24 protein-coding genes are annotated in these 21,678 nt (G+C 71.5%); 14 read left to right on the top strand and 10 right to left on the bottom strand.

Translation table 11 applies throughout. From position 1 onward, the window contains the following. Positions 1-923: 923 nt before the first annotated feature. Positions 924-1,022: a ScoMcrA-related endonuclease gene (locus C1708_RS36115; RefSeq protein WP_502696059.1), complete on the bottom strand. Its 99-nt coding sequence runs from the start codon at positions 1,020-1,022 to the stop codon at positions 924-926. 553 nt (positions 1,023-1,575) lie between these two features. Here C1708_RS36115 and C1708_RS10690 point away from each other — a divergent pair. Further along, positions 1,576-2,241: a hypothetical protein gene (locus tag C1708_RS10690; protein WP_106412452.1), complete on the top strand. Its 666-nt coding sequence runs from the start codon at positions 1,576-1,578 to the stop codon at positions 2,239-2,241. 72 nt (positions 2,242-2,313) lie between these two features. Here the strand turns inward: C1708_RS10690 and C1708_RS10695 are convergent, their stop codons facing one another. The 3 genes from C1708_RS10695 to C1708_RS10705 all read right to left on the bottom strand — a co-directional run bounded on the left by C1708_RS10695 (position 2,314) and on the right by C1708_RS10705 (position 4,508). Continuing rightward, positions 2,314-3,081, bottom strand: a complete 768-nt coding sequence (locus C1708_RS10695) for a transposase (RefSeq protein WP_106412453.1) — start codon at positions 3,079-3,081, stop codon at positions 2,314-2,316. Between the two features lie 54 nt (positions 3,082-3,135). Continuing rightward, positions 3,136-3,888, bottom strand: coding sequence for a hypothetical protein (locus tag C1708_RS10700; RefSeq protein ID WP_106412454.1), 753 nt, complete (start codon positions 3,886-3,888; stop codon positions 3,136-3,138). A gap of 206 nt (positions 3,889-4,094) precedes the next feature. Continuing rightward, a complete protein-coding gene (locus tag C1708_RS10705; RefSeq protein WP_106412455.1) occupies positions 4,095-4,508 on the bottom strand; it encodes an ATP-binding protein in 414 nt (137 codons plus the stop codon). A gap of 252 nt (positions 4,509-4,760) precedes the next feature. Between C1708_RS10705 and C1708_RS10710 the strand changes: the two genes are divergently transcribed. Both C1708_RS10710 and C1708_RS10715 read left to right on the top strand, forming a co-directional pair. Further along, on the top strand, positions 4,761-5,609 hold the full coding sequence (locus tag C1708_RS10710; RefSeq protein ID WP_106412456.1) for a helix-turn-helix domain-containing protein: 849 nt from the start codon (positions 4,761-4,763) through the stop codon (positions 5,607-5,609). Positions 5,610-5,618: 9 nt separating this feature from the next. Then, positions 5,619-5,810, top strand: a complete 192-nt coding sequence (locus C1708_RS10715; RefSeq protein ID WP_085570913.1) for a hypothetical protein — start codon at positions 5,619-5,621, stop codon at positions 5,808-5,810. Positions 5,811-5,902: 92 nt separating this feature from the next. Here C1708_RS10715 and C1708_RS35020 read toward each other — a convergent pair whose 3' ends face one another. Next, positions 5,903-7,132 carry an HNH endonuclease gene (locus C1708_RS35020; protein ID WP_157951267.1) on the bottom strand — a complete coding sequence of 410 codons (1,230 nt, stop codon included), beginning with the start codon at positions 7,130-7,132 and terminating at the stop codon, positions 5,903-5,905. A 199-nt stretch (positions 7,133-7,331) separates the two neighbouring features. Here C1708_RS35020 and C1708_RS10725 point away from each other — a divergent pair, with 199 nt between their 5' ends. Continuing rightward, complete coding sequence (locus C1708_RS10725; RefSeq protein ID WP_106416240.1) at positions 7,332-7,595, top strand: CopG family transcriptional regulator; 264 nt, start codon at positions 7,332-7,334, stop codon at positions 7,593-7,595. A gap of 193 nt (positions 7,596-7,788) precedes the next feature. On the opposite strand, the gene C1708_RS10735 is transcribed toward C1708_RS10725, so the two are convergent. Then, entirely contained in the window at positions 7,789-8,649 is an 861-nt protein-coding gene (locus tag C1708_RS10735; RefSeq protein ID WP_106412458.1) for a class I SAM-dependent methyltransferase, read from the bottom strand. A gap of 383 nt (positions 8,650-9,032) precedes the next feature. Between C1708_RS10735 and C1708_RS10740 the strand changes: the two genes are divergently transcribed. The 3 genes from C1708_RS10740 to C1708_RS10750 are packed head-to-tail and all read left to right on the top strand — an operon-like array spanning position 9,033 to position 11,673. After that, a complete protein-coding gene (locus tag C1708_RS10740; RefSeq protein ID WP_198602456.1) occupies positions 9,033-9,860 on the top strand; it encodes a CPBP family intramembrane glutamic endopeptidase in 828 nt (275 codons plus the stop codon). After that, on the top strand, positions 9,857-11,014 hold the full coding sequence (locus tag C1708_RS10745; protein ID WP_106412459.1) for a sensor histidine kinase: 1,158 nt from the start codon (positions 9,857-9,859) through the stop codon (positions 11,012-11,014). The genes C1708_RS10740 and C1708_RS10745 overlap by 4 nt, the downstream gene beginning before the upstream one ends. Continuing rightward, positions 11,011-11,673, top strand: a complete 663-nt coding sequence (locus C1708_RS10750) for a response regulator (RefSeq protein WP_106412460.1) — start codon at positions 11,011-11,013, stop codon at positions 11,671-11,673. The genes C1708_RS10745 and C1708_RS10750 overlap by 4 nt, the downstream gene beginning before the upstream one ends. 18 nt (positions 11,674-11,691) lie before the next feature. Here C1708_RS10750 and C1708_RS10755 read toward each other — a convergent pair whose 3' ends face one another. From C1708_RS10755 to C1708_RS10770, 4 genes are all read right to left on the bottom strand, one after another. Further along, complete coding sequence (locus C1708_RS10755; protein WP_106412461.1) at positions 11,692-12,351, bottom strand: hypothetical protein; 660 nt, start codon at positions 12,349-12,351, stop codon at positions 11,692-11,694. Next, on the bottom strand, positions 12,341-12,856 hold the full coding sequence (locus tag C1708_RS10760; protein WP_106416242.1) for a SigE family RNA polymerase sigma factor: 516 nt from the start codon (positions 12,854-12,856) through the stop codon (positions 12,341-12,343). The genes C1708_RS10755 and C1708_RS10760 overlap by 11 nt, the downstream gene beginning before the upstream one ends. A 427-nt stretch (positions 12,857-13,283) precedes the next feature. Next, the gene (ku, locus tag C1708_RS10765; RefSeq protein ID WP_502696060.1) at positions 13,284-14,294 is read right to left on the bottom strand and encodes a non-homologous end joining protein Ku; all 1,011 of its coding nucleotides are present in this window, start codon (positions 14,292-14,294) and stop codon (positions 13,284-13,286) included. Between the two features lie 157 nt (positions 14,295-14,451). Continuing rightward, the gene (locus C1708_RS10770; protein ID WP_106412463.1) at positions 14,452-15,255 is read right to left on the bottom strand and encodes an NERD domain-containing protein; all 804 of its coding nucleotides are present in this window, start codon (positions 15,253-15,255) and stop codon (positions 14,452-14,454) included. A 128-nt stretch (positions 15,256-15,383) separates the two neighbouring features. Between C1708_RS10770 and C1708_RS10775 the strand changes: the two genes are divergently transcribed. The 7 genes from C1708_RS10775 (at position 15,384) to C1708_RS10805 (ending at position 21,615) form a co-directional block, all read left to right on the top strand. Further along, complete coding sequence (locus C1708_RS10775; protein ID WP_106412464.1) at positions 15,384-15,899, top strand: protein-tyrosine phosphatase family protein; 516 nt, start codon at positions 15,384-15,386, stop codon at positions 15,897-15,899. A gap of 148 nt (positions 15,900-16,047) precedes the next feature. Continuing rightward, complete coding sequence (locus tag C1708_RS10780; protein ID WP_106412465.1) at positions 16,048-16,536, top strand: SH3 domain-containing protein; 489 nt, start codon at positions 16,048-16,050, stop codon at positions 16,534-16,536. A 43-nt stretch (positions 16,537-16,579) separates the two neighbouring features. Further along, positions 16,580-17,941: an FtsW/RodA/SpoVE family cell cycle protein gene (locus C1708_RS10785; protein WP_106412466.1), complete on the top strand. Its 1,362-nt coding sequence runs from the start codon at positions 16,580-16,582 to the stop codon at positions 17,939-17,941. Further along, on the top strand, positions 17,938-19,398 hold the full coding sequence (locus C1708_RS10790) for a penicillin-binding transpeptidase domain-containing protein (protein WP_106412467.1): 1,461 nt from the start codon (positions 17,938-17,940) through the stop codon (positions 19,396-19,398). Before C1708_RS10785 ends, C1708_RS10790 begins: the two co-directional genes overlap by 4 nt. A gap of 176 nt (positions 19,399-19,574) precedes the next feature. After that, positions 19,575-20,513 (top strand): AurF N-oxygenase family protein, encoded by a 939-nt coding sequence (locus C1708_RS10795; protein ID WP_106412468.1) that lies wholly within the window; start codon positions 19,575-19,577, stop codon positions 20,511-20,513. Between the two features lie 105 nt (positions 20,514-20,618). Then, on the top strand, positions 20,619-21,272 hold the full coding sequence (locus tag C1708_RS10800) for a TetR/AcrR family transcriptional regulator (protein WP_106412469.1): 654 nt from the start codon (positions 20,619-20,621) through the stop codon (positions 21,270-21,272). A gap of 28 nt (positions 21,273-21,300) precedes the next feature. Then, on the top strand, positions 21,301-21,615 hold the full coding sequence (locus C1708_RS10805) for a DUF8847 domain-containing protein (protein WP_106412470.1): 315 nt from the start codon (positions 21,301-21,303) through the stop codon (positions 21,613-21,615). Positions 21,616-21,678: the final 63 nt, after the last annotated feature.

Below are 21,678 nucleotides of genomic sequence, written 5' to 3' on the forward strand. Positions count from 1 at the left end.
CTCTTCTGCAAGAACTATCATTCCGGCACAGAATTTGCAGCCATGGCCTCTTCGGACAGTGCCAAGCATGGGAGTAACCGTGTTTCCACATGACTCACAAATGCATTTCCACGGCCTACCAGAACCAGGATAGGGAACCTGCGGTATCAGACCCTTTGAGAGCATCACCAGTCTGGCATCATTCTCCGAGAGAGTCTTCTTCTTTTTCATCCTCTCCCGCCCACAAATCCTACATCCTCTACCGTTCTTGACGGTGGCATACATCGGTGACACGACATGACCGGCTATTTCGCAGATGCTTCGCCATGGGCGAGCCGAACCCGGATACGGCTCTTGTGGAATAAGACCAGCGTCACGCATAACTCGTTCCGCTTGAGCCGGGATCACCACCTGTCCCGCGCAGAAGCGACAGCCACCGCCGGCGCGGATGTTTGAATACATGGGGGTTACGCGGTTGCCACAGTTCACGCATACGCACGGCCAGGGCTTGCTTACAAGACCGGGGTAAGGTTCCTCCGGCTCAAGTCCGGCTGCCCGCATCACTCTCTCAGCCTCGGAAGGATCAACCACGCGACCCATACAAAACTTGCATCGCTTTCCAGCTCGGACCGTGCTCAGCGTGGGACTAGGCTCTTTTCCACATTTCATACACCTACATCTCCACGGCTTCCCCGCCCCAGGGTAGGGGTCCAATGGAATAAACCCGCCAGCGCGCATTTCTTGTTCGGCCTTGGCAGGTTCCAGGACTCTTCCAGCACAGAACTTGCACCCACCTCCGGCACGCACGTTGCTGAAGGTGGGAGAAATAGAGTGTCCACACGCTGTACAGATACAGTGCCAGGGTTTCTTAGACCCTGGGTACGGCTTCTGGGGCGTCAGCCCCGCGCTCAGCATTACTTGAGCAGCCTCTTCATGCGAATATCTCACTTGCACCACGCCAGGAACGCTTGTCTTCCCAGGCTGTCGTACTCGGCTAGTGCCTTCTCTACAGCGGCGGCACTGGTCAGGTCCTTGATCCTCATGGCCCCCCTAGGTCTCGTTCAGCGACGACGAGCCTAGACAACGCCTCTGACATCAAGCTGTTGAGGCGGTGTTGACCGCTCTGGCAAGCTCCAGCGCTCGCGGAGACCAGGCCGCCCGCCGCGGTCAGGTGTCGGTGGGTGACGGTGATTGGGACAGAACATCGCAAACTTGGATGTATTGGAAGTACTGCCGATACGCTAAACAGTTGGCTGCAAGCCTCTAGGCACCCAGAGGGTCCGTGGACTATCTCTGGACAGGGGAGCCCATACCCGGTCGGCAAAGAGCTGTGAGCTGCATGCGAGCACCAGGCGGAAGCGGCCTCCGGAGCCGTGTGCACAGGTCAAATCTTGCCGGAGGCACCCATCATGGGATGCCCAAAGACCCGTCACCAGCGGAAACGCTGAGGCCGGGGTCTTCGCGTGTGTGCAGGCGTATGCCGCTAGGAGTGGCCGTACGTCGGAGCTGCCCAGGTGGGACGGACAGGCCGCAGTCCTCGGAGTGGTCCACCGGTCAGGACCCTGGCGTGTCAGATGCGTGCGCTTGGATGAGCGAGTGACCGTTCATGACGTTGCTCGACACCTGCCCGAGATAGCAGTCCTACGTGAGCACTGCCGCTCCATGGCCGTCCTGGAGGCAGTTCTGAGCCCTGAGTGGGAGAACCGTCGCCACTCCTTCGACGACCACTGGTCCGAGACGGAGTCGATGGCCTCGATGCGGAGCGGGTCGGGCGACGAGTACTCGATCGTTTTCTCGGCCGCCGGCGCCTACGTGCGAGGGTTCGACCACGAGTCGCCCATGAGCCCTTATGCGGAAGACGGGCCATGGCCCGGCGTGCTCGACGAGGTTCCCGAGGTCTTCCGGGCCTACGTCGAGGAGCCGGCGTTCTCCGACGAGGACGGGATGCCTGTTGTCACCGCCTGCACGTGGCGAGAGACGGTCGACGACCGCTGGAAGGCGGGAACGATCGATTTCCCCGATACGGCAACAGAGGATCCGGACGGTGCCGGATACCTCTTCCAACTGCTGGTGGATCGCACCCCGGAGGCGTTCCAGCGATGGGCCGAGGACTACTACGAGGTCCCGGTCGACCTGGAGGCCGTTCGTCACGTCTTCTCCTCCCGCCCGCTGACCGAAGAGGTGGTCCGCGCGCTGAACTCGGAAATCGTCATGGCGGATCTCTCGGAGGACATTGCGGAGATCGGCTATCCGACGAGCTGAGGCGCCTAAGGGCTGTCCCGTAAATGATCTTCCGGCTGTTCGGGATGTGCCCCCTCGGGCGGGTGGTCTCGCCTATCCGGCGAGGGTGAGGTTGTGCAGGCGGGCGATGCCGAGCATGGCGTGGTGAACGCCGTCGCCGCGCAGGCGGCAGTCGCGCAGGATCTTGTAGGTCTTCATGCGGGCGAAGCAGTGCTCGACGCGGGCCCGAACTTGCTTGTGGGATTTGTTGTGGGCCTGTTTCCATGCGGGTAGCTCTTCGCCCTTGCGGCGGCGGTGCGGCATCACCAGTCCGGTGCCGGGGTAGCCGCCGTCTGCGATGGTCGTGGTGTTGCCGACGGCGGCCTGCGCGCCGGATTCGGCCCAAGCGCGGCAGTCGTTGCGGTTGCCGGGCAGCGGCTGGCCGACCACCACGACCAGGCGGGTGTCGGCGTCGATGACTACCTGATGGTTGGTGGAGTAGCGATAGTTCTTCGGCTGCTCGGCCACCTTGTGATCGCGGGTGGGGACCAGAGTGCCGTCCACGATCAGCACGGCATCCTTGGCGAACCGCTGGCGGGGCCGCAGGGCGAGCTTCGGCCCGAGGTCACGGATCACCCGGTCGGCAGCCGACTTCGACACCCCAAATAGCGGTGCCAGTTGTCGCATCGTCAGGTTGGTCCGCCAGTAAGCCGCGACCAGCAGCACCCGGTCCTCCAGCGACAGTTTCCACGGCCGGCCACGGACCTGGGCATCGGCACCCTCGCGGCGCAGCTGGACCACCAACTTGACGAATGTCCGTGGGCTCAGCCCCGTGAACGGGGCTATCCAGGATGATTCCGACGCCGTAATCACACCAGTCACGGCCTGATCTTTCCAGGTCGTGACTGCTGTGATCGGGCGCTGCTTCGTGCAGATCTACTCTTCATTCATCGATCTGGCCGTTGGAGGGGCCAGAGCGGTGGCGACTCGGGCCAGACGTGCGGCGGGCCAGGCGAAGCGGTTGGCGGGGTTGCGGAAGGAGTATTCGCCGTCGTTGATCGGGTAGCCACCCTCGGCCTTGGTCCAGTGCACGGGACCGCATGGCCCCTGATCTTCCAGGAGTGCCGCGGCGAGTCGCTCGGGCGACTCGAGCCGGGTGTAGGCGCGCAATGCTGCCGTCAGGCGCTCAACGGCGCCATCCGGCACTGCGTCATCGCTGAACGCGGGTAGCAGGAGCAACAGTCGGGCGTGAGCATCGGTGGTGCTGCCGCCGGGCAGACGATTGTCCGCCGCGGCGGTCAGCTCGGCCCAGGACAGGCCGGGTCCCATGAAGTGCCCATCGTCTTGTGCGAGCTGCTCGGTCTCGTCCCAGTCCGGGTGGTGCAGCAGGTAGTCGATGCCCTCGTTCTCCTCGAAGGCGCGATACACCACGTACAGGCGATGGTCACCGGCGAGCGGCACCGTGAAGACGGGCCAGGTGTCGCCTCCCAGCAGCCGGGACTGCAAGGCTCCGGCCTCCTCCTCGTCCGTACCGCCTACGAGCTCCTCGGCCTCTTCGCTCTCGGAGTAGTAGTTGTGCAGGTGGCCCAGCCAAAATAGGTGCTCGTCCAGGAGTTCGGGCTGGTACTGAAAAGGGCCGCCGTCATAACCCGGGATCCGGGCCGGAGCTGCCTGCGGGCTGTTCGTCACGAGGCCATCATGTCCCCGGCCGCCTCACGAGCGACAGCCGGGCCCGATGCTTTGCGGGACAGCCCTTAGCACCAAAGACGCCGCGGACGGGATGCCAGGGGTCTCTACGCGCTCGACGACTTCGGGTCCGCTGAGTTGGGGCGGTCGGCCTGACAGTGCGGTGAGGGCCCCGTTGTCAGGCCGGCCCGGCCGACCGCTTCGCCAGGTCAGTCGTCCTGGCGGTAAGCGAGGCCGGCGACCACGGAGGTGCCCCGTGTGGGGCGGGGGCGGACGGTCCAGGCCGCGGCGAGGTGGTCGACCAGGAGGAGGCCCCGGCCGTTCTCCGAGTCCGCGCTCGGGTGGGCCAGTTCCGGCTTGCCGATGCCCGGGTCGGAGACGGCGAGCCAGTAGTGTCCTTCGGCGGGCCACAGGACGAGTTCGATCAGCTCCTCGTCCTCCCCGCGCGCTCCGTGGCGGATGGCGTTGGTGACCAGTTCGGAGGTCAGCAGTCCGAGGTCGTCGCCGAGGCGCGGGCGGAGGGCGCGCGGCAGGGATTCGGTCACCGCGTGGCGGGCCCGCCGTACGGAGGTGGGGTGGGCGGGGAGACGCCAGTGGATGGGCACCAGGGGGATTTCGGGCATGACGAACTCCAGTGCTGTGTGAGGGGTTTGAGTCCGCCGGTGGCCTACCGCCCTGGTCGCGGGCGTACCCGTCCCAGGGCAGGCGGGCATGCTCGCGCGGTGCACTTCCGGCATTGCGGTGTGTAGCGTTCGCTGCACTGACAGTAGAGCAGTCGGTGGTAAATTTTCCACGCGCTCAGGAGAATTCACCACGGAGGGTACGGCGGGCCCCAGAAGCCGCCGAGCGACCTCTACGGGATGGAAGGAACGCCGATGCCCCCGAGGACGACCCCTACGGAACGACAGAAGCGACTGGGGAGTGAGCTACGGCGCATCCGTACCGCGTCAGGGATGTCGGCGGAGTTCGCAGCCGGCCTACTGGGTGTGGACCGAGGCAAGATCTCCAACATCGAGTCCGGAGTGCGGGGCATCAGCGCCGACCGTCTGCGCACATTGGCCTGCAACTGCGATGTGACCGATGAGAAGTACATCGAGGCGCTCGTCGAGATGACTCAGGCGAGTACGGGGTGGTGGGAGCGCTACCGAGGCATCCTGCCCCAAGGCTTGCTGGACATCGCGGAGATCGAGAGCCACGCCGTGCGCATGCGCGGCGCCAACACTGTGCATGTGCCCGGGGTGCTCCAGACCTCGGAGCAGGCGATGGCCATCTTCCGGGCCGCGGTTCCTCCCCTGCCCGAGCACGAGGTTGCTCTGCGCCTCGCGCTGCGCGCCGAACGCCAGCAGGTGATCACCGGCGACAAGGCAGTCCCCTACGTCACGGTCATCCACGAAGCCGCACTCCGGATGCAGTTCGGCGGTCCCACCGTGGCCCGTGCCCAGTTGGAGTACTTGCTGGAGGTCTCCGAGCGGGACAACGTCACCGTGCTCGTTCTCCCCTTCGCCCACGGCGCGTTCCCTGGGGCCGGGCAGACGGTCGTCCACATCGAAGGGCCCGTACCGCAGCTCGATACGGTGCAGGTGGACAGCTCTCACGGGCCCACCTTCCTGCACGCCGAGGGCCAGTTGGCGAAATACCGGGCGCAACTCGATCTGTTGGAAAGTCTGGCTCTGCCGCCAGAGCAGTCCAGGGACTTCGTCCGTGACATCGCACGCCAACTATGAGGAGGACCCATGCCCGACATCACCTGGGAGGACCCGTTCTGTGCCGAGGGCAGCTCCTGCTTCCGCCTCGGTACCGATGCCGACGGCAACGGGTACATAGCTGTCGCCGGTCAGGAGGAGAGCCCCCTCACCGACTCCCTCGAAGCCCTGCGCACCCTCATCACCGACATCAAGGCCGGGAAGGCCGACCACCTGCTGTAGGGACGCATGCCGCGTTACGTGGCCGAGTGACGCGAGCGTCCGCGCGTTCGGCCGCCTCGGCCGGTTCCCAGTCCCGGTCGTGGGCGGCCGAGTCAGCCGGCGCCAGGCGTCCGCGCGTGGAGGTCGCAGAGAGTGCGGTGGTAGGCGATGTGCGCCTCGTTCACCGGGTGTCCGGGGTCGCGGCGGAGTGGGCTGGGGGCTCTGTCGCCTCTCGTCCCTCTGACCAGGCCGTCGGAGTCGACGTAGATCTCCAAGCCGTCGAAGAGGACGTGGCAGTTCGCGCACAGGCACAGGAGGTTCTGGAGTTCGTCGGGGCCGTGGTGGGGGCTGCCCAGGCCTCTTATGTGCGCGGCCTGGCTGTACGGGCGGTTCAGGTGGCGGAGGGTCGTACCGCAGATCTGGCACCGGTTGTCCTCCAGCTCCTTAACCTTTCTGGCCAGGGCTTCGTCCCGGACGATGACGGAACGGGTCGCCTCACGGCGCGGTGCGGGGCCGGTCGCCCGCCCGTGCTCGTCCATGGCGGCACCGCCGCTCTCCTCCCCCGAGGGGTTCAGCAGCCCACCTGCGGTGGTGTATCCGGACAGGCCCATCCGTGCGAAGAGGGCCTGGCGGTCGACGTCCTCGAGATACGTCTCGCAGATCGTGGCGATGGCGTCCAGGCGGGTCACCGGGTCGCGGAGGAGATCCGCGGTCTCGGCCGTGAAGCCGGCCTGCGGATGGTGCTCGTTGAAGGTGCACGTGTTCGGCATCTTCTTGGTGAGCTCGGCCGGTATGCCTCGGACCTCCCACAGTCCGCTGCCCTGGAGGTGCCAGAACGGGTACTCCGGTGTGGACTTCGCGTTGGGCAGGCCGAACTCGACGAGGAGCGGGCCGACCTCGTCCCGGAACGTCGGCCACGGGATCAGGCGGGGCCGCTCGTCGGCTGCGCGGGATATCGCCCACAGGAGGCTCAACGGCTGGTGGCGGCTGGGCGCCGGGGTTCCGGGGCCGCGGGAGACCTTGAGTCTCCGTAGGCACGCCAGCAGGGCGGCGCGGTCGCGGGATGGTTCACCGGTCTCCACCACGAAGCCGAGCTCGCGCAGACATCGGGCCACCGTGGCCGCGCCGCCGCTGAAGTCCGCCGCCCTCAGGAAGTCACCCGTGGCGTACCCGTGGGCGACGCCCGCGATGGCCTTCGAGTCGTAGCGGAGACCGTCCAGCACGATCTCGTACGACCTGGCTCGCCCGAAGCCGTACGTCTGGAGGAAGGTGTCCCGGCCCAGGCGGCGGAACTCTTCGGTCGCCGCGATGACGTGGTCGTACCTGATGTCGCCAAGCCCCATGCGGGGCAGGCTAGTCGGACGGTATGACAAATCATGCACCCGGTGGGCAGCGATCATGCGGGGTGTTCCTCCGCCCACCGGTGGCGCCCGACGCCGTGCTTCTCTATCTCGCCGCCATCAGTCCTTATCGCGCCCACTCCGCGCCCCCGTACACTCGCGCACCCCTCATGGTGGTGGCGTACGGAAGAGCATGAAGAGCATGAGTGAGCCCACCCGGAAGTACTCGATCACGATGCCCCGGGACATCGCCGAGGCCGCTCGTGCGCGCAGCGGCACCTCCGGTCTGTCGTCCTACGTCGCCGCGGCCGTCGCCCGCCAGATCGAGCGGGACAACCTCGACGACCTCATCCAGGCCGTCGAGGCGGACCACGGCGCCATCACCGAGGATGAGGTGCAGGCCCTGCGGGACCGGTTCCAGCAGGCGCGCAAGCAGCAGAGCCAGGGCGGGGCGGTCCCGGCGTGACGCGCTCCCCCGCCACCCCCGGCAGCGCCCTGGCCCTCGACAGGGAAAGGCTGGCCAAAGCCGTTCCGTGTGACCGAGCAGTAACCGGCCGGCTCGCTCCGGCACACGCCGATCACCTGCGCGTGATCACATCGGTCGCCCCTCGGATGCGGAGATCCGGGAGCGAGCGTGCGCCTGGCCCGGTCGGGTCCCGTCACACCGTCCGCGCGGCCCCCGGCCGTCCGCCCGTCACCAGCCAGCACCGCGACATCAGCCGCACCCCCTCCTCCGTCGCGTACGCCGCGAACGCCTCCGTCGCCGCCTCGCGGGCGCGCTCCACCGCCTCAGCCGGGGTGTCACGCAGCCAGTGGCGCATCGGGCCCCACGCGAAGAGGAAGGCCGACGCGTCGGACGGGTCCGTGCCCCATACCTGCTCGGTGTCCAGAGGGGTCACGTCGATCCCGTCGAAGCCCGCCGCCGACAGGACCGCCCGCGTGCGGGTCGGGTCCGCGAAGGAGGCCGGGCCCGCTTCCGACGCCGCCGTCAGGTCCGGCAGCGGCGCGTGGTGCGCCACCGCCTCGAACACCCTCGCCTGGTCCTGGCGGTCGAAGGACTGGAGGCAGACGAAGGCCAGGCGGCCGCCCGGCCGCAGAGCCCCGGCGATGTTCGTGAACGCCGCCACCGGGTCCGCGAAGAACATCACGCCGAAGCGGCTCAACGCCACGTCGAAGGAGGCCGGTTCGAAAGGGTGGACCTGGGCGTCGGCCTGGACGTGGGTGACGTGGGGGAGGCCTTCGGCTTCGGCGGTCGCTCGGGCGCGTTCCAGCATGGGGGCGGACAGGTCGATGCCGACGGCGTGCCGGGCGCGGCGGGCGGCCAGTCGCGTGAGGCGGCCGTTGCCGCAGCCGATGTCCAGGACGGTGTCCGTGCCGTGGAGGGCCGCCGCGTCCAGCAGCGGGGCGTTCACGGGGTCGTTCAGGGCGTCGTAGCGGGCCTGGTGGTCGGCCCAGTGCCGGCCCTCGTAGCCGTTCCAGGCCTCGTACTGGTGCGTGTTCGCGATGGGGGTGTCCGCCATGGGGTCATCCTGCCCTGTCAGGAGCCCCGTTTGGAGGGTGCGTCGCCGCGTCCGTGTCCGCGTTCGGTGGGGCCGTGGGGCGGTCAGCACCGCGTTCATGTCCGCGGGCTCGCCTCCGGGGTCGTGAAGGGGTGGCGCTGAGCGCCGTGACGGGGTGGCGTTGAGGGGACGCGTCGTCTTGAGGCGCCCCGCCGCCATGAGGGGACCCCGCGCGCGACGTCCCGTCGTCACGGGGGACACCGCGCCCCGTGTCCCCCGTGGGAGCTACGCGAGGGTGTCCACTCGCTGGTGACGCTTCCCGCGACGCGGATCCGTAGCGTCAGGGGTGTCGGAGCGGCGGTCCTCTCACCGCCGCGTTTCCCCCTTTCGCCGAGGAGCAAGTCGTGCGTGTCGTCTGGCAGTTGCTGGCCGTGGTGGTGGTGTCCATGGTCGCGGGACAGAGTGTGGCCGCGGTCCAGGACAATCCGTGGGCCACGCTCGGCGCAGGGCTGGTGGCGGCGGTGCTGTCCGTGTACGTCTACGCCTGGGTGGTGGGGCGCACCGAGCGGCGGACGGTCACGGAGGTGGCCCGGAAGGGCGCGGTCGGGGCGGTCGGCCGGGGGGTGCTGATCGGGACGCTGATGTTCGTGTCCGTGGTGGCGAACATCGCGTTCATGGGGCACTACGAGGTGGAGGGCTGGGGGTCGTACACCGGTGCCGTGGGGCTGGCCGGGTTCATGGCGGGCGCCTCCGTCACGGAGGAGCTGCTGTTCCGCGGGGTACTGTTCAGGACCATGGAGGGGCGGTTCGGTACGTGGGGGGCGCTGGTTCCGACCAGTGTGCTGTTCGGCGCGTGGCATCTGGCGAACCCCGACGCGAGCCTGTGGGGCGCCGCCGTCATCGCGCTGTCGGCGGGGCCGATGCTGGGGGCCGCGTACGTCGCCAGCCGTAACCTCTGGATGCCGATCGGCGTGCACTTCGGGTGGAACTTCGCCGCGTCCGGTCTCTTCAGCACCGAGGTCTCCGGCAACGACACCCAGCAGGGTCTGCTGGACGCCTCCACGTCCGGGCCGACGCTGATCAGCGGGGGTGAGTTCGGTCCCGAGGCCAGCCTGTACACGCTGGCGGCCGGGCTGCTGGTGACCGCCGGCTTCCTGGTGCTGGCCCGTCGGCGCGGCCATCTGATGCCCCGCCGCTCGAAGCGGGCCGACGCGGCCGTGCTCTCCCGGTGATCCGTCTGCGCGGGCTGCGGCAGGTCTGGGACCGGACGCACGTCACGGTCCGGGACCTGCCGTTCGGCGTGCTGCTGTGCGTCCTGGCGTTCGTGCCGAGTCTGCGCGGCAGCGGCACCGACATCGGCGCGCTCGCGGAGCGTCCGTACGACGCGGTGGCCGCCGTGGCGATCGGGGCGCAGTGCCTCGCGCTCGCCCTGCGGCGGCAGTGGCCGGTCCTCTGTCTGGCCCTGGTGGCGGCCGGTTTCGTGCTCGATCAGTTGCGCGGGTACCACTCGCTCGCGGGGACGGCGCTCCCTCTCGCGCTGCTGAGCGCCGGCGCCCATCTGGAGCGGTACCGGCGCACCACGGTCGCCGTGGGCTCCCTGGCATACGTGCTGTTCGTCGCCGAGCTGCTGCGGCGCGGGACGGACGAGCCGCCGGCCGAGTTCGTGTCGTTCTACGTGGCGCTGTGCCTGCTGTGGGGCGGCGGGGCGTGGCTGCGCTCCACCCGGATCGCCGAGGCGGAGCGGCGCCACCAGGTGGCGGAGCGGACGCGGGCGGCCGAGCGGGCGCGGATCGCGCGGGAGCTGCACGACGTGGTGACCCACCATGTGACCGCGATGGTGGTGCAGGCGGAGGCGGCGCGGTATCTGACCGCCGCGCCCGAGCGGCTCGACGAGGCGCTGACCGCGGTCAGCGACACCGGGCGGCGGGCCGTCGCCGACCTGCGGCACCTGCTCGACCTGCTGAACCCGGACCACGGCGAGGGCTCCCGGACCCCGCCGGTGGGCCGGCTGCTGACGCTGGTGGAGCAGACGCGGCGGGCCGGGCAGCCGGTGGAGTTCACCGAGGAGGGCACCCCGGCGGCGTCGACCGGGAGCGCGGACCTGGTGGCGTACCGGGTGGTGCAGGAGTCCCTCACCAACGCGCTCAAGTACGCTCACGGGCGACCTACTTCGGTTCTGGTGCGGCACAGTGGGAGGGACATCACGGTGGAGGTCGGCACGGACGGTCCCGGAGCGGGGGCCGTGGCCTCGCCGGGCGGCAGTGGGCGGGGGCTGGCCGGTCTGCGTGAGCGGGTGGACGTCCTGGGCGGCGCGTTCGAGGCGGGGCCGCGTCCCGGCGGGGGGTTCGCCGTGCGGGCGCGGATACCCACCGGCAGCCCGTCGTGAGCGGCGCTCCGATCAGGGTGCTGGTCTGCGACGACCAGACGCTGGTGCGCACCGGGCTGGTGACGATCATCGGCGCGCAGCCCGACATGGAGGTGGCGGGCGAGTGCGCGGACGGGCGCGCCGCCGTCGGCCTGGCCGCTCGGGTGCGGCCGGACGTCGTGGTGATGGACGTGCGGATGCCGGTGCTGGACGGCATCGAGGCCACCCGGCTGCTGGCCGGCTCCGGGGTCCGTGATCCCGTGAAGGTGCTCGTGGTGACGACGTTCAACCTCGACGAGTACGTCTACGAGGCGCTGCGCGCCGGGGCGAGCGGGTTCCTGCTGAAGGACGCGCCGCCGGACCGGCTGCTGCTCGGCATCCGGACGGTGGCCTCGGGGGCGGCGCTGCTCGACCCGGACGTGACCCGGCAGCTCGTGGGCCGGTACGCCTCCCGGATCCGGCCCGTCGAGGGCGGCGACCGGGAGATCCCGCTGACCCCGCGCGAGCTGGAGGTGCTGCGGCTGATCGCGGACGGGCTGTCCAACAGCGAGATCGCGGCGGCGCTGGTGATCAGCCAGGAGACGGTCAAGACGTTCGTGTCCCGCATCCTGTCCAAGCTCCAGCTGCGGGACCGGGTGCAGGCGGTCGTCTACGCGTACCGGCGCGGACTGGTCGACTGACCTGTTCGGGAAAGGCGTTCAGCGCGGGGCGGGTGTCGTCGCGAGTTCGATCCGGTCGCCGTCGCGCAGCCGGTCGTGCAGCCACTCGGCGTCCCGTGCGCTCAGGCCCACCCAGCCCGTGGTGCCCGCGAGGGCGCGCAGCACCTTGGCGTCGAAGGAGAGGGCGCCCGCGTAGAGGCGTTCGCCGCCGGGGGCGCGCAGCTCCACCAGGTGGGGCACCTTCACCTCGCGGACCTCCGTCCTGGTCCGCAGCGGCAGCACCGCGTCGGAGCTCCGGGCGACCACCGTGAGCCGGGCGCCGGACGGGAGGCGGCCGGCGGCGCGCAGGTCGACCCGCAGCACGCGGTCGCCGAAGGTGAGGGTGCGCAGGCGCGGGTCGAGCCGGCCGGACGGGCGGGGTGCGCGGGTCGGGGTGGCGGAGGGCCGGGCGGGGCTGGGTGAGGTGGCCGGGGGCGCACCCGGGCGGTGCCGCTCTCCGGTGGGGTGGCCGGTGTGCGGGGCGAGGGTCACGACCGTGACCGCGCAGGCGGCCGTGGCCGCCGTGCCGAGCGCGAGGACCGTCCTGCGGCGGCGCGAGCGGCGCCGGGCGCGGTCCCGGACCTCCGCGGCGGCCAGGGGCGGCGCGGCCTCGTGCCGGGCGGCCAGCTCCCGCAGGGCCGCGGACAGTTCATCCGACACGGCCGCCCCCCTCCCAGGCCGGCTCCTCGGCCTCGTCCACCGCCAGGTGTCTGGCCAGTGCCGCCCGTCCCCGGGACAGGCGTGCCTTGACCGTGCCCACCGGTGCGCCGGTCTCGGAGGCTACCTGCTCGACACTGAGGTCGCACAGATGGTGGAGCACGACCGCCATCCGCTGGGACTCCGGGAGTTGGCGCAGGGCGGCGACCAGGGCGGCGCGGTCGGGGTCCGGTCCGGGCGTCGCCTCGGGCGGCGGGGAGTGCCGCACCAGTTCCAGCCAGCGCTTCGCGCGGCGCCAGCGGCTCACCGCGAGGCGCATGGCGACGGTGCGCACCCATGCCTCCGGCGCCTCGTCGGCCGTGAGCCGGTGGCGCCGGTCCCACGCGCGCACGAACGCCTCCTGCACCACGTCCTGGGCCTCGCCGAGGTCCCCGGTGAAGGCGAACAGCCGGCCGGTCAGACGGGGGAAGGCGGCCGCGTAGAAAGCGTCGAACTCGTTCTCGTCCATGCCCTCCACCGCAGTCTCGGATCACCCTCCGGCCCGTCCGGCGCGGTCGTGCCGGCCGGTCCGGCGGGTCGCGTATGCCGGAACGCGCCCCCAGGGGAAGACGCCGGAACCGGCCGCCGGGATCAGTCGGACCGCCGTGCCGGTCGGGGGCGGAGCCCGGTGAGGCGGCCGCGCGGGACGTGAGGTGCGGTTGCGTTCCGCGGGGCGGACAAGGCCGCTTGCACGGGCTTCGTGCTGTTTTCCACAGTGCCACTACGTCTCGGTAACTCTTCCCCGGCATCGGCGCCTTGGTGAGTGTGTTCCGCGTCACCCGCCTGATGGACCTGGACGAAACGGGCACCGCTGGAAGGGGATCGCGGCCCGCCCGCGAGCCGTACGGAACAAGCCGTACAGAACGAACGGATGCCTGCGGATCACGGGGCCGGGGTCAGGCCGGGCGTTTGCGGGAGGCCGTCTTCTTGGCGGGCGCCTTCTTCGCCGGGGTCTTCTTCGCCGTCGCCTTCTTCTCGCTATGGCTCGTCCTGGACGTCTTCGACGTCGCCGTGCGCGGTGAGGACGTCGTCTTCTTCGCCGTCGACGTCGACTTCTTGCCGCCTGTCTCCTTCGGGGACGAGCGGGACGTCCTGCCTTGCGGCAGGTGCTCGACCCCGGCGTCCTCGCCGCGGGACTCGCGGACCGCGCGGACGCTGTTCTCCAGGGCCGTCATCAGGTCCAGGACCCTGCCGCCGCCGGGCTCCGGGGCCGGCGCCCCCCGCGGGGTCTCGCCGGCCGCCTTGGCGACGACGACCTCCTCCACCGCCGCGCGGTACTCGTCCTCCAGGTCCTCCAGGTCCACCTCGCCGAGCGCGTCCATCAGCGCGTCCGCGAGATCCAGCTCCTTGTCCCGCACGGTGACGGAGGCGGCCGGCGCGGCCCCCTCGGGGGCCCGGACCTCGTCCGGCCACAGCAGGCCGTGCATGGCGATCGCGTCGCCCACCACACGCAGCATGCCAAGACGCTCCCGGCCCCGCAGGGCGTACTTGGCGATGGCCACCTTCCTGCTCCGCTTCAGCGCCTCCCGCAGCAGCGCGTACGGCTTCGCCGCGGACGTCCCGCCCGCCTGGAGGTAGTACGCGGCGTCCATCTGGAGCGGGTCGATGCGGTCCTCCGGCACGAAGGCGACGATCTCGATCGTCCTGGCGGTGGGGATCGGCAGCCCGGCCAGGTCCTCGTCGGTGATCGGGGTGATCATGCCGTCCGCGTCCTCGTAGCCCCTGCCGATCTCCTTGCCGCTGACCTCGCGGTCCTCGAGCTCGCAGAACTTCCGGTACTGGATCCTGCCGCCGTCCTCGATGTGGATCTGGCGGAAGGGGATCGAATGGTTCTCGGTGGCGTTCACCAGCTTGATCGGGATCCTGACCAGCCCGAACGAGACCGCGCCGTTCCAGATGGACCTCACGTGCAGCACCTCTCCGGTCGTCCGCCGATCAGCATCGGAGCGTTTGTCATAGTTTGCACTAGATTCTCATCGTATGACTCCCGTCATCGAGGCGGAGCGGCGGCGCCCGTCGGCACCCCGCCCGGGACGGACCGGGAACGGTGTCCGTCCCGGGCGCTCACAGCCCCGCCCACGTCCTCCGGTCCCGTGCCGTCGCGTACAGCGCCTCCACGTCCGCCGGCTTCAGCACGCCTCCCCCGCGCGCCAGCCCCGGCACGTCCGCGTCCGTCAGGACGCGCACCCCGCGCGGCGCGGCGGCGACCGTCACCCGGCGGGCGCCGACCAGGACCAGCACCGGCCGCACCTCGGCGGTCAGGGCGTGGGCGGCCCGGTCGGCGTCGGCGCGCACCCGGGGCAGCACGGGCTCGGGCGGGCGCCGGCCGATGCGCACCCGGGGCTCCGCGACGGTCACCCGCTGCCGGTGGGCGGAGCGGGCGTGGAGTGTGTACAGGCCGCCCGGACCGATCAGCAGGTGGTGGACGTCGTGGCCGCCGGGGAGCGGCAGCGAGTGCAGGGCGTGCCAGCCTGCGCCGTCCATCGCGTCGAGGACCGCGCCCACCGCCTGCTGCGCGGCGAGCTCCCCGCGGCGCGGGTCCGGGCGCAGCCGGCGGGCCGGGCCGGGGTTCCGGTCGAGGTCGACGAGCAGGGCCTCGCCGGGACGGTTCGGGGCGAGGTCGTCGTCGGGAGGGAGGGAGAGCCGGGTGAGGTCGGCGGGGGTGGGGACCGGGGGCGGTCCGACGGAGACCGGGCCGGTGAGGTAGGGGGCCAGGGCGGCGAGCGCCTCCTCCTCGTGGTCGGCGTCGAGGAGGTGCACACGGGCCGCCTCAGGGTCGTACCAGGCGACGGTCCTGCCGTCCGGGAGGCGGACGTGGAGGAAGCCCCTGCCGTGCCGGCGGGCCGGCACGACGCGTGGTCCGTCCATGCGCCATCACCCCGTCTCCCCCGTCTCCCCCCGTCTTCACCCGTTTCCATGGGAACAGGCGGGGTGCTGCGGGGGCAAGAAGCCGGATACCGTGGACAGGAGTTGGCCGGTGAGGGTGGGAGGCGCCGTTGCGTACCCGCGAGAGTCGACCCGACGTACCGGCTCCGGACAGCCCGTGGGACGAGATCGTGCCCGGCCTGTGGATGGGCGGGCACCAGGTCCGCGGGCCCGCGGGCCGGCTGGAGCAGGTGGTGGTGCGCCGGCAGTTCGACCTGGTGCAGACCCTGCTGCGGCTGCCGGAGCACGGCCCCGACCCCGGGGTCGAGCACCACGTGTGGCCCATCCCGGACGGCCCGCTGGACGGCACCCAGATCGCGGGGGTGATCCGGCTGGCCGAGGCGGCGTGCGAGGCCCTGGACGCGGGCCGCACGGTGCTGGTGCGCTGCTTCCACGGCTACAACCGCTCCGGTCTGGTGGTCGCGCACGCACTGATGCGCCGGGGCCGTCCGGCCGAGGCGGCGATCCGGCTGATCCGGTCCCGCCGCTCCTCCTGGGCGCTGCACAACGACCTGTTCGTCGACTACCTGCGGACGGGGCTCGCCACCGCGCGGATGCTGGAGGAGCTGGAGGGACTGGCGGAGTGACCGGGGGCGGCCGGCTGGGCCGCGGCGTGTGACCCGGAGGGCGGAGCGCCGTCCCCGATGGCGCAGCAGGGCGGGCGGGTGCCCGGGGGGCGCTCCTAATGTGGCGACAAGTCACCTTCGACCCGTTGTCTCCCCTGGAGGTACCGCCATGCCCCTGTGTCCCCCGCGTCTCCCGCTCACCCGCCGTCTGCCCATGGCGCTCGCCGCCGGGGCCCTCGCGGTCGCGGCCGCCGTCACCCCCGCCCTCGCCGCCGACGACCCCGGCCAGAGCGGCCAGAGCAGTCAGGGCGACTGGAGCCAGCAGGGCGGCAACGGCGCCGGGAACAACAGCGGCTCCCACCAGCAGGGCGGCAACGGCCAGCAGGGCGGGGGCAACCAGGCCGGCGGCGACCACGGCGACCAGGGCGAGTACCGCGGCGTCGTGACCGCGCAGAAGCTGGCCCTGCGCAGCGCCCCGAACCGCGGCTCCAAGGTCATCCGGTACGCCCACAAGGGCGACGTCGTCTCGATCCACTGCAAGGTGCCGGGCGACAAGGTCGACGGCAACCCGCTCTGGTACCTCCTCACGGACGGCACCTGGGCCTGGGCCCCGGCCCGGTACATCGACAACATCGGTCCCGCGCCACGCTGGTGCTGATGAGCGCACCACGCGAAGCGTCGCATGTGGGTAAATTCCGGGCATGAGCAAGGCCGGTACGACCCTGGCGACGGCGGATCCGCCCGCGCCCGCCGCCCGCCCCACCGGACGCCGCGGCGTGGAGCTCGCCCTCATCGTCCTGGCCGTCGGACTGTCGGTGTACGGCTACTGCGCCGTCGGCTTCGCCAGGAACGGCACCGTCCCGCCCGGCGCCGCCGGTTACGGCGCCGGGCTCGGCGTGCTCGCCCTGCTGGCCCATCTGGCGGTGCGCTGGCGGGCCCCGCTCGCCGACCCGCTGCCGCTGCCGATCGGGGTGCTGCTCAACGGGCTGGGCCTGGTGCTGATCTACCGGCTCGACCTGGAGACGCCCGGCGACCGGGCCGCCCCCGCCCAGCTCATCTGGTCGACGCTCGGGGTGGCGCTGTTCATCGCGGTGATCCTGGTGCTGCGCGACCACCGGACGCTCCAGCGCTACGCCTACCTCTGCGTCACCGCCGCGCTGGTCCTGCTGACCGTGCCGATCCTCTTCCCCGCGGTGAACGGCGCCCGCATCTGGATCCGGGTGGCCGGGTTCTCCATCCAGCCCGGCGAGTTCGCGAAGGTGCTGCTGGCGGTGTTCTTCGCCGCGTACCTCGCCGCGAACCGGAGCGCCCTGACCTACGCGGGCCGCCGTGTCTGGGGCATGCAGCTGCCCACCGGGCGGGTGCTCGGCCCGATCCTCGCCGTGTGGCTGGTCAGCGTGGGCGTGCTGGTCCTGGAGCGGGACCTCGGCACCTCGCTGCTGTTCTTCGGCCTGTTCGTGGTGCTGCTGTACGTCGCCACCGGCCGCACCGGCTGGATCGCGGTGGGCCTGCTGCTGGCCTCGCTGGGCGCGGTCGCGGTGGGCCGGCTGGAGCCGCACGTGCACCACCGGATCGAGACCTGGCTGCACCCGTTCGCCTCCATCGAGGCGGGCGAGGGCCCCAACCAGATCGCCCAGTCGCTGTTCGCCTTCGCGGAGGGCGGGATCCTGGGCTCCGGGCTCGGGCTCGGGCACTCGGTGCTGATCGGCTTCGCCGTGAAGTCCGACTTCATCCTGGCGACGGCCGGCGAGGAGCTGGGCCTGGCCGGCCTCTCCGCGATCTTCCTGCTGTACGGGCTGCTGGTGGAGCGCGGCTACCGGGCCGGGCTCGCCCTGCGCGACCCGTTCGGGCGGCTGCTCGCCGTGGGGCTCGCCTCGCTGGTGGCGCTGCAGGTGTTCGTGATCGCGGGCGGGGTGACCGGCCTGATCCCGCTGACCGGGATGGCCATGCCGTTCCTGGCGCAGGGCGGCTCCTCGGTGGTGACCAACTGGGCGATCGTGGCGCTGCTGGTCCGGCTCGGCGACAGCGCGCGGCGGCAGGCCGCCCCGGGTGCCCTCCGGTGACCCGGCACATCCGGCACGCGGCGCTGTTCTGCGCGCTGCTGCTGGTCGCGCTGCTGGTCAACGCGGCCCGGGTGCAGGTGCTGCACGCCGAGGACTACGAGGCCAACCCGGCCAACCGCCGTGCCGCGATCGTGCGGTACCAGCAGCCGCGCGGCGACATCCTGGTCGACGGCCGCCCGGTCACCGGGTCCCGGGACACCGGGGAGCACCTGCGTTACGAACGGACGTACCGGGACGGGCCGTTGTACGCCCCGGTGACCGGCTTCGCCTCGCAGGAGTACGGCACGACGCTGCTGGAGAGCACGGAGGACGCGGTGCTGTCGGGGGCCGCCCCGATGCTGGCGCCGCTGCCGCTGTGGAACGAGTTCACCCGGTCCCGCAGCGCGGGCGGCGACGTGCTGACCACGATCGACCCGCGGGCGCAGCAGGCGGCGTACGAGGGCTTGCGCGGGCGGAAGGGCGCGGTGGCGGCGGTGGAGCCGTCGACCGGGCGGATCCTGGCGCTGGTGTCGATGCCGTCGTACGACCCGGAGCCGCTGTCCGGGAACGGCAGGACGGCCAGGGAGGCGTGGGCGCGGCTGAACGCCGATCCGGACCGGCCGATGCTGAACCGGGCGGTGCAGCGCACCTATCCCCCGGGCTCGACGTTCAAGGTGGTCACCGCGGCGGCGGCGCTGGACGCGGGCACGGTGAAGGACCTGGACGAGCCGACCCGCTCCCCCGACCCGTACCTGCTGCCGGGGACGACGACCCGGCTGGTCAACGGGGCCGGGGACTGCGAGGACGCCACGCTGCGGGACGCGTTCGTGCGGTCCTGCAACACGGTGTTCGCCCAGCTCGGGGTCGCCACGGGGGTGGCGCGGATGCGGGAGACGGCGGAGAGCTTCGGCTTCAACGACCCGGACCGGCGCGTGCCGTTCCGGGTGGCGCCCAGCACCTTCGACACCACGGTGGACGCGGCGCAGCTCGCGCTGTCGTCGATCGGGCAGTACAACACGCGGGCCACGCCGCTGCAGATGGCGACGGTCGCGGCGGCCGTGGCGAGCGGCGGGCAGGTGCGCGAGCCGTACCTGGTGGAGCGGACCACGCGGGCGGGCGGCGGCACGGTGTCCGCGGCGGGGTCGCGTCCGGTGCGGCGGGCGATGCACCCGGCGACGGCGATGCGGATGCGGGAGCTGATGCGGGGGGTGGTGGAGGACGGCACCGGCGGGAAGGCGGCGATCCCCGGCGCGGTGGTCGGCGGGAAGACCGGCACCGCGCAGCACGGGCTGGGCAACTCGGGCACGCCGTACGCCTGGTTCATCTCCTGGGCGCAGCGGGAGGACGAGATGGAGCCGAAGGTGGCGGTGGCCGTGGTGGTGGAGGACGCCGAGGGCAGCCGGGGGGAGATCAGCGGCGGCGGCACGGCGGCCCCGGTCGCGCGGGCGGTGATGGAGGCGGTGCTGAGGCCCGGGTGACCCCTGCGGTGCGGCTCCCTGCGGTGCGTCACCGGTCCGCCCGGCCCGTATGCGCCGGGCGGACCGGGCGGTCCGGCCGGCGACATGTCGTGCACGGGGGATTGACGGGCTTGCTGACAGGCAGTCTCATAAAGGTGACCTGTCGGTAACCCGAGACGCCCCGAGGTGGAACCGTCATGACGACCCTGTCGGAGACCGACGCGCTCGACGGCCTGCGGGACGCGCTCGGGCAGCTCAAGGACCGCGAGTCGGTGGCCCGCCGGCTGCTGGAGTCCTCCGCGAAGCACTCCTTCGACCCGGACGAGGAGCTGGACTGGGAGGCGCCCTTCGAGGACGGCAAGTGGTTCTGGCCGCCGGAGCTGGTGTCGCTGTACGGCACCCCGCTGTGGCGGCGGATGAGCGAGGAGCAGCGTCTGCTGCTCTCCCGCCACGAGGCCGCCGCGCTCGCCTCCCTCGGCATCTGGTTCGAACTGATCCTGATGCAGCTGCTGGTCCGCCACATCTACGACAAGTCCGCGACCAGCGCGCACGTGCGGTACGCCCTCACCGAGATCGAGGACGAGTGCCGCCACTCGAAGATGTTCGCCCGCGTGATCGCGCGCAGCGGCACCCCCTGGTACCCGGTGAGCCGCGTCCACCAGGCCCTGGGCCGCGTGTTCAAGACGGTCTCCACCACACCCGGCTCGTTCACCGCGACCCTCCTCGGCGAGGAGGTCCTCGACTGGATGCAGCGGCTGACCTTCCCCGACGAGCGGGTGCAGCCGCTGATCCGGGGCGTCACCCGGATCCACGTGATCGAGGAGGCGCGGCACGTCCGGTACGCCCGCGAGGAGCTGCGGCGCCAGATGATGACCGCGCCGCGCTGGTCGCAGGAGTTCACCCGGGTCTCCTCGGGCGAGTTCGCCCGGGTGTTCTCGGTGGCCTTCGTGAACCCGGAGGTCTACACGAACGTCGGCCTGGACCGGCGCGAGGCCGTCGCCCAGGTGCGGGCGAGCGCGCACCGGCGCGAGGTGATGCAGCAGGGCGCGAAGAAGCTCACGGACTTCCTCGACGACATCGGCGTGCTGCGCGGCCCGGGCCGCCGGCTCTGGCGCTCCTCGGGACTGCTCGCCTGACCGGGCGCCCGGCCGGAGCCGCGCCCCGCGGGCTCCGGGGGCCGGGATCCGGCCGAGGGCCGGCGGACGCGCGCCGCGCGCGCCACGGCCGGTTACGCTGCGGACATGACCTCGCAGGCCCCCACCCCCGCCTACCGGCGTCTCAGTGTCGAGGAGCGCCGCAGCCAGCTCCTGGAGGCCGCGCTGTCCCTGTTCGCCCACCGGGCGCCGGAGGACGTGTCGCTGGACGACGTGGCGGAGGCGGCCGGCGTGTCGCGGCCCCTGGTCTACCGGTACTTCCCCGGCGGCAAGCAGCAGCTCTACGAGGCGGCCCTGAAGTCCGCCGCCGACGAGCTGCGGGACTGCTTCGACGAGCCGCTGGCGGGCCCGCTGCTCGCCCGGCTGACCCGGGCCGTGGACCGCTACCTCGCCTTCGTCGGCCGCCACGACGCCGGCTTCAGCGCCCTGCTCCAGGGCGGCAGCGTGGTGGAGACCTCCCGGACCACCGCGATCGTGGACGGGGTGCGGCGGGCCGCCGCCGAGCACATCCTCCGCCATCTCGACGTCGCCGACCCCGGTCCCCGGCTGCGCATGACCATCCGGATGTGGATCACCGCCGTGGAGGCCGCCTCGCTGATCTGGCTCGACGAGGACAAGCAGCCGCCGCCGGAGGAGCTGCGGGACTGGCTCGTGGAGCAGTTCGTGGCGGTGCTGACGGTCACCGCGCGGCGGGACGCGCAGACCGACGCGCTGGTGCGGGCACTGGCCGCGGAGCTGTGACCCGCGGCCGATGGCCGAGACTGGTGGGGTGAAGAGCGAAGACACCCCGTTCGAGGGCGGCCCCATGGACGGGCGCGTCCTGCCGGTGCTGCTCGGCATCACCGGGCACCCGCCCAAGACGTACCGCATCCCCGTGCCCGCCCCGGACGGGGGCCCGCCCACCGTGCTGGTGTACCGGCGGGTGCCCCGCGGGAACAGCCGGCTCACCGGTCTGACCGCCCGCTGGAAGTACCTCTACGACCCCGCCGGCCGGGCCGGGGACGGACCGCGCCGGCCGTGGTCGAAGCCGAAGCCGCATCCGGACGCCACGCCGCAGGGCAAGCCGGACGACGCCCACGGGTGACCCCGTTGCGCCGAACCGCGCACATTCGGCGAGCGGACCGCGCCCCCCTCCCCTGATGCTCGC

Origin of the sequence: Streptomyces sp. DH-12 (assembly GCF_002899455.1) — a bacterium.
In the GTDB taxonomy this organism is placed as follows: Bacteria; Actinomycetota; Actinomycetes; order Streptomycetales; family Streptomycetaceae; genus Streptomyces.

Bases quoted from the DNA above. Each gene is read 5' to 3' on its own strand.
- C1708_RS10735 (WP_106412458.1), bottom strand. From the start codon at position 8,649: ATGGCGGACACCCCCATCGCGAACACGCACCAGTACGAGGCCTGGAAC.
- C1708_RS10785 (WP_106412466.1), top strand. From the start codon at position 16,580: ATGAGCAAGGCCGGTACGACCCTGGCGACGGCGGATCCGCCCGCGCCC.
- C1708_RS36115 (WP_502696059.1), bottom strand. From the start codon at position 1,022: ATGAGGATCAAGGACCTGACCAGTGCCGCCGCTGTAGAGAAGGCACTA.
- C1708_RS10780 (WP_106412465.1), top strand. From the start codon at position 16,048: ATGCCCCTGTGTCCCCCGCGTCTCCCGCTCACCCGCCGTCTGCCCATG.
- C1708_RS10705 (WP_106412455.1), bottom strand. From the start codon at position 4,508: ATGCCCGAAATCCCCCTGGTGCCCATCCACTGGCGTCTCCCCGCCCAC.
- C1708_RS10715 (WP_085570913.1), top strand. From the start codon at position 5,619: ATGCCCGACATCACCTGGGAGGACCCGTTCTGTGCCGAGGGCAGCTCC.
- C1708_RS10710 (WP_106412456.1), top strand. From the start codon at position 4,761: ATGCCCCCGAGGACGACCCCTACGGAACGACAGAAGCGACTGGGGAGT.
- C1708_RS35020 (WP_157951267.1), bottom strand. From the start codon at position 7,132: ATGGGGCTTGGCGACATCAGGTACGACCACGTCATCGCGGCGACCGAA.
- C1708_RS10725 (WP_106416240.1), top strand. From the start codon at position 7,332: ATGAGTGAGCCCACCCGGAAGTACTCGATCACGATGCCCCGGGACATC.
- C1708_RS10800 (WP_106412469.1), top strand. From the start codon at position 20,619: ATGACCTCGCAGGCCCCCACCCCCGCCTACCGGCGTCTCAGTGTCGAG.
- C1708_RS10770 (WP_106412463.1), bottom strand. From the start codon at position 15,255: ATGGACGGACCACGCGTCGTGCCGGCCCGCCGGCACGGCAGGGGCTTC.
- C1708_RS10795 (WP_106412468.1), top strand. From the start codon at position 19,575: ATGACGACCCTGTCGGAGACCGACGCGCTCGACGGCCTGCGGGACGCG.
- C1708_RS10760 (WP_106416242.1), bottom strand. From the start codon at position 12,856: ATGGACGAGAACGAGTTCGACGCTTTCTACGCGGCCGCCTTCCCCCGT.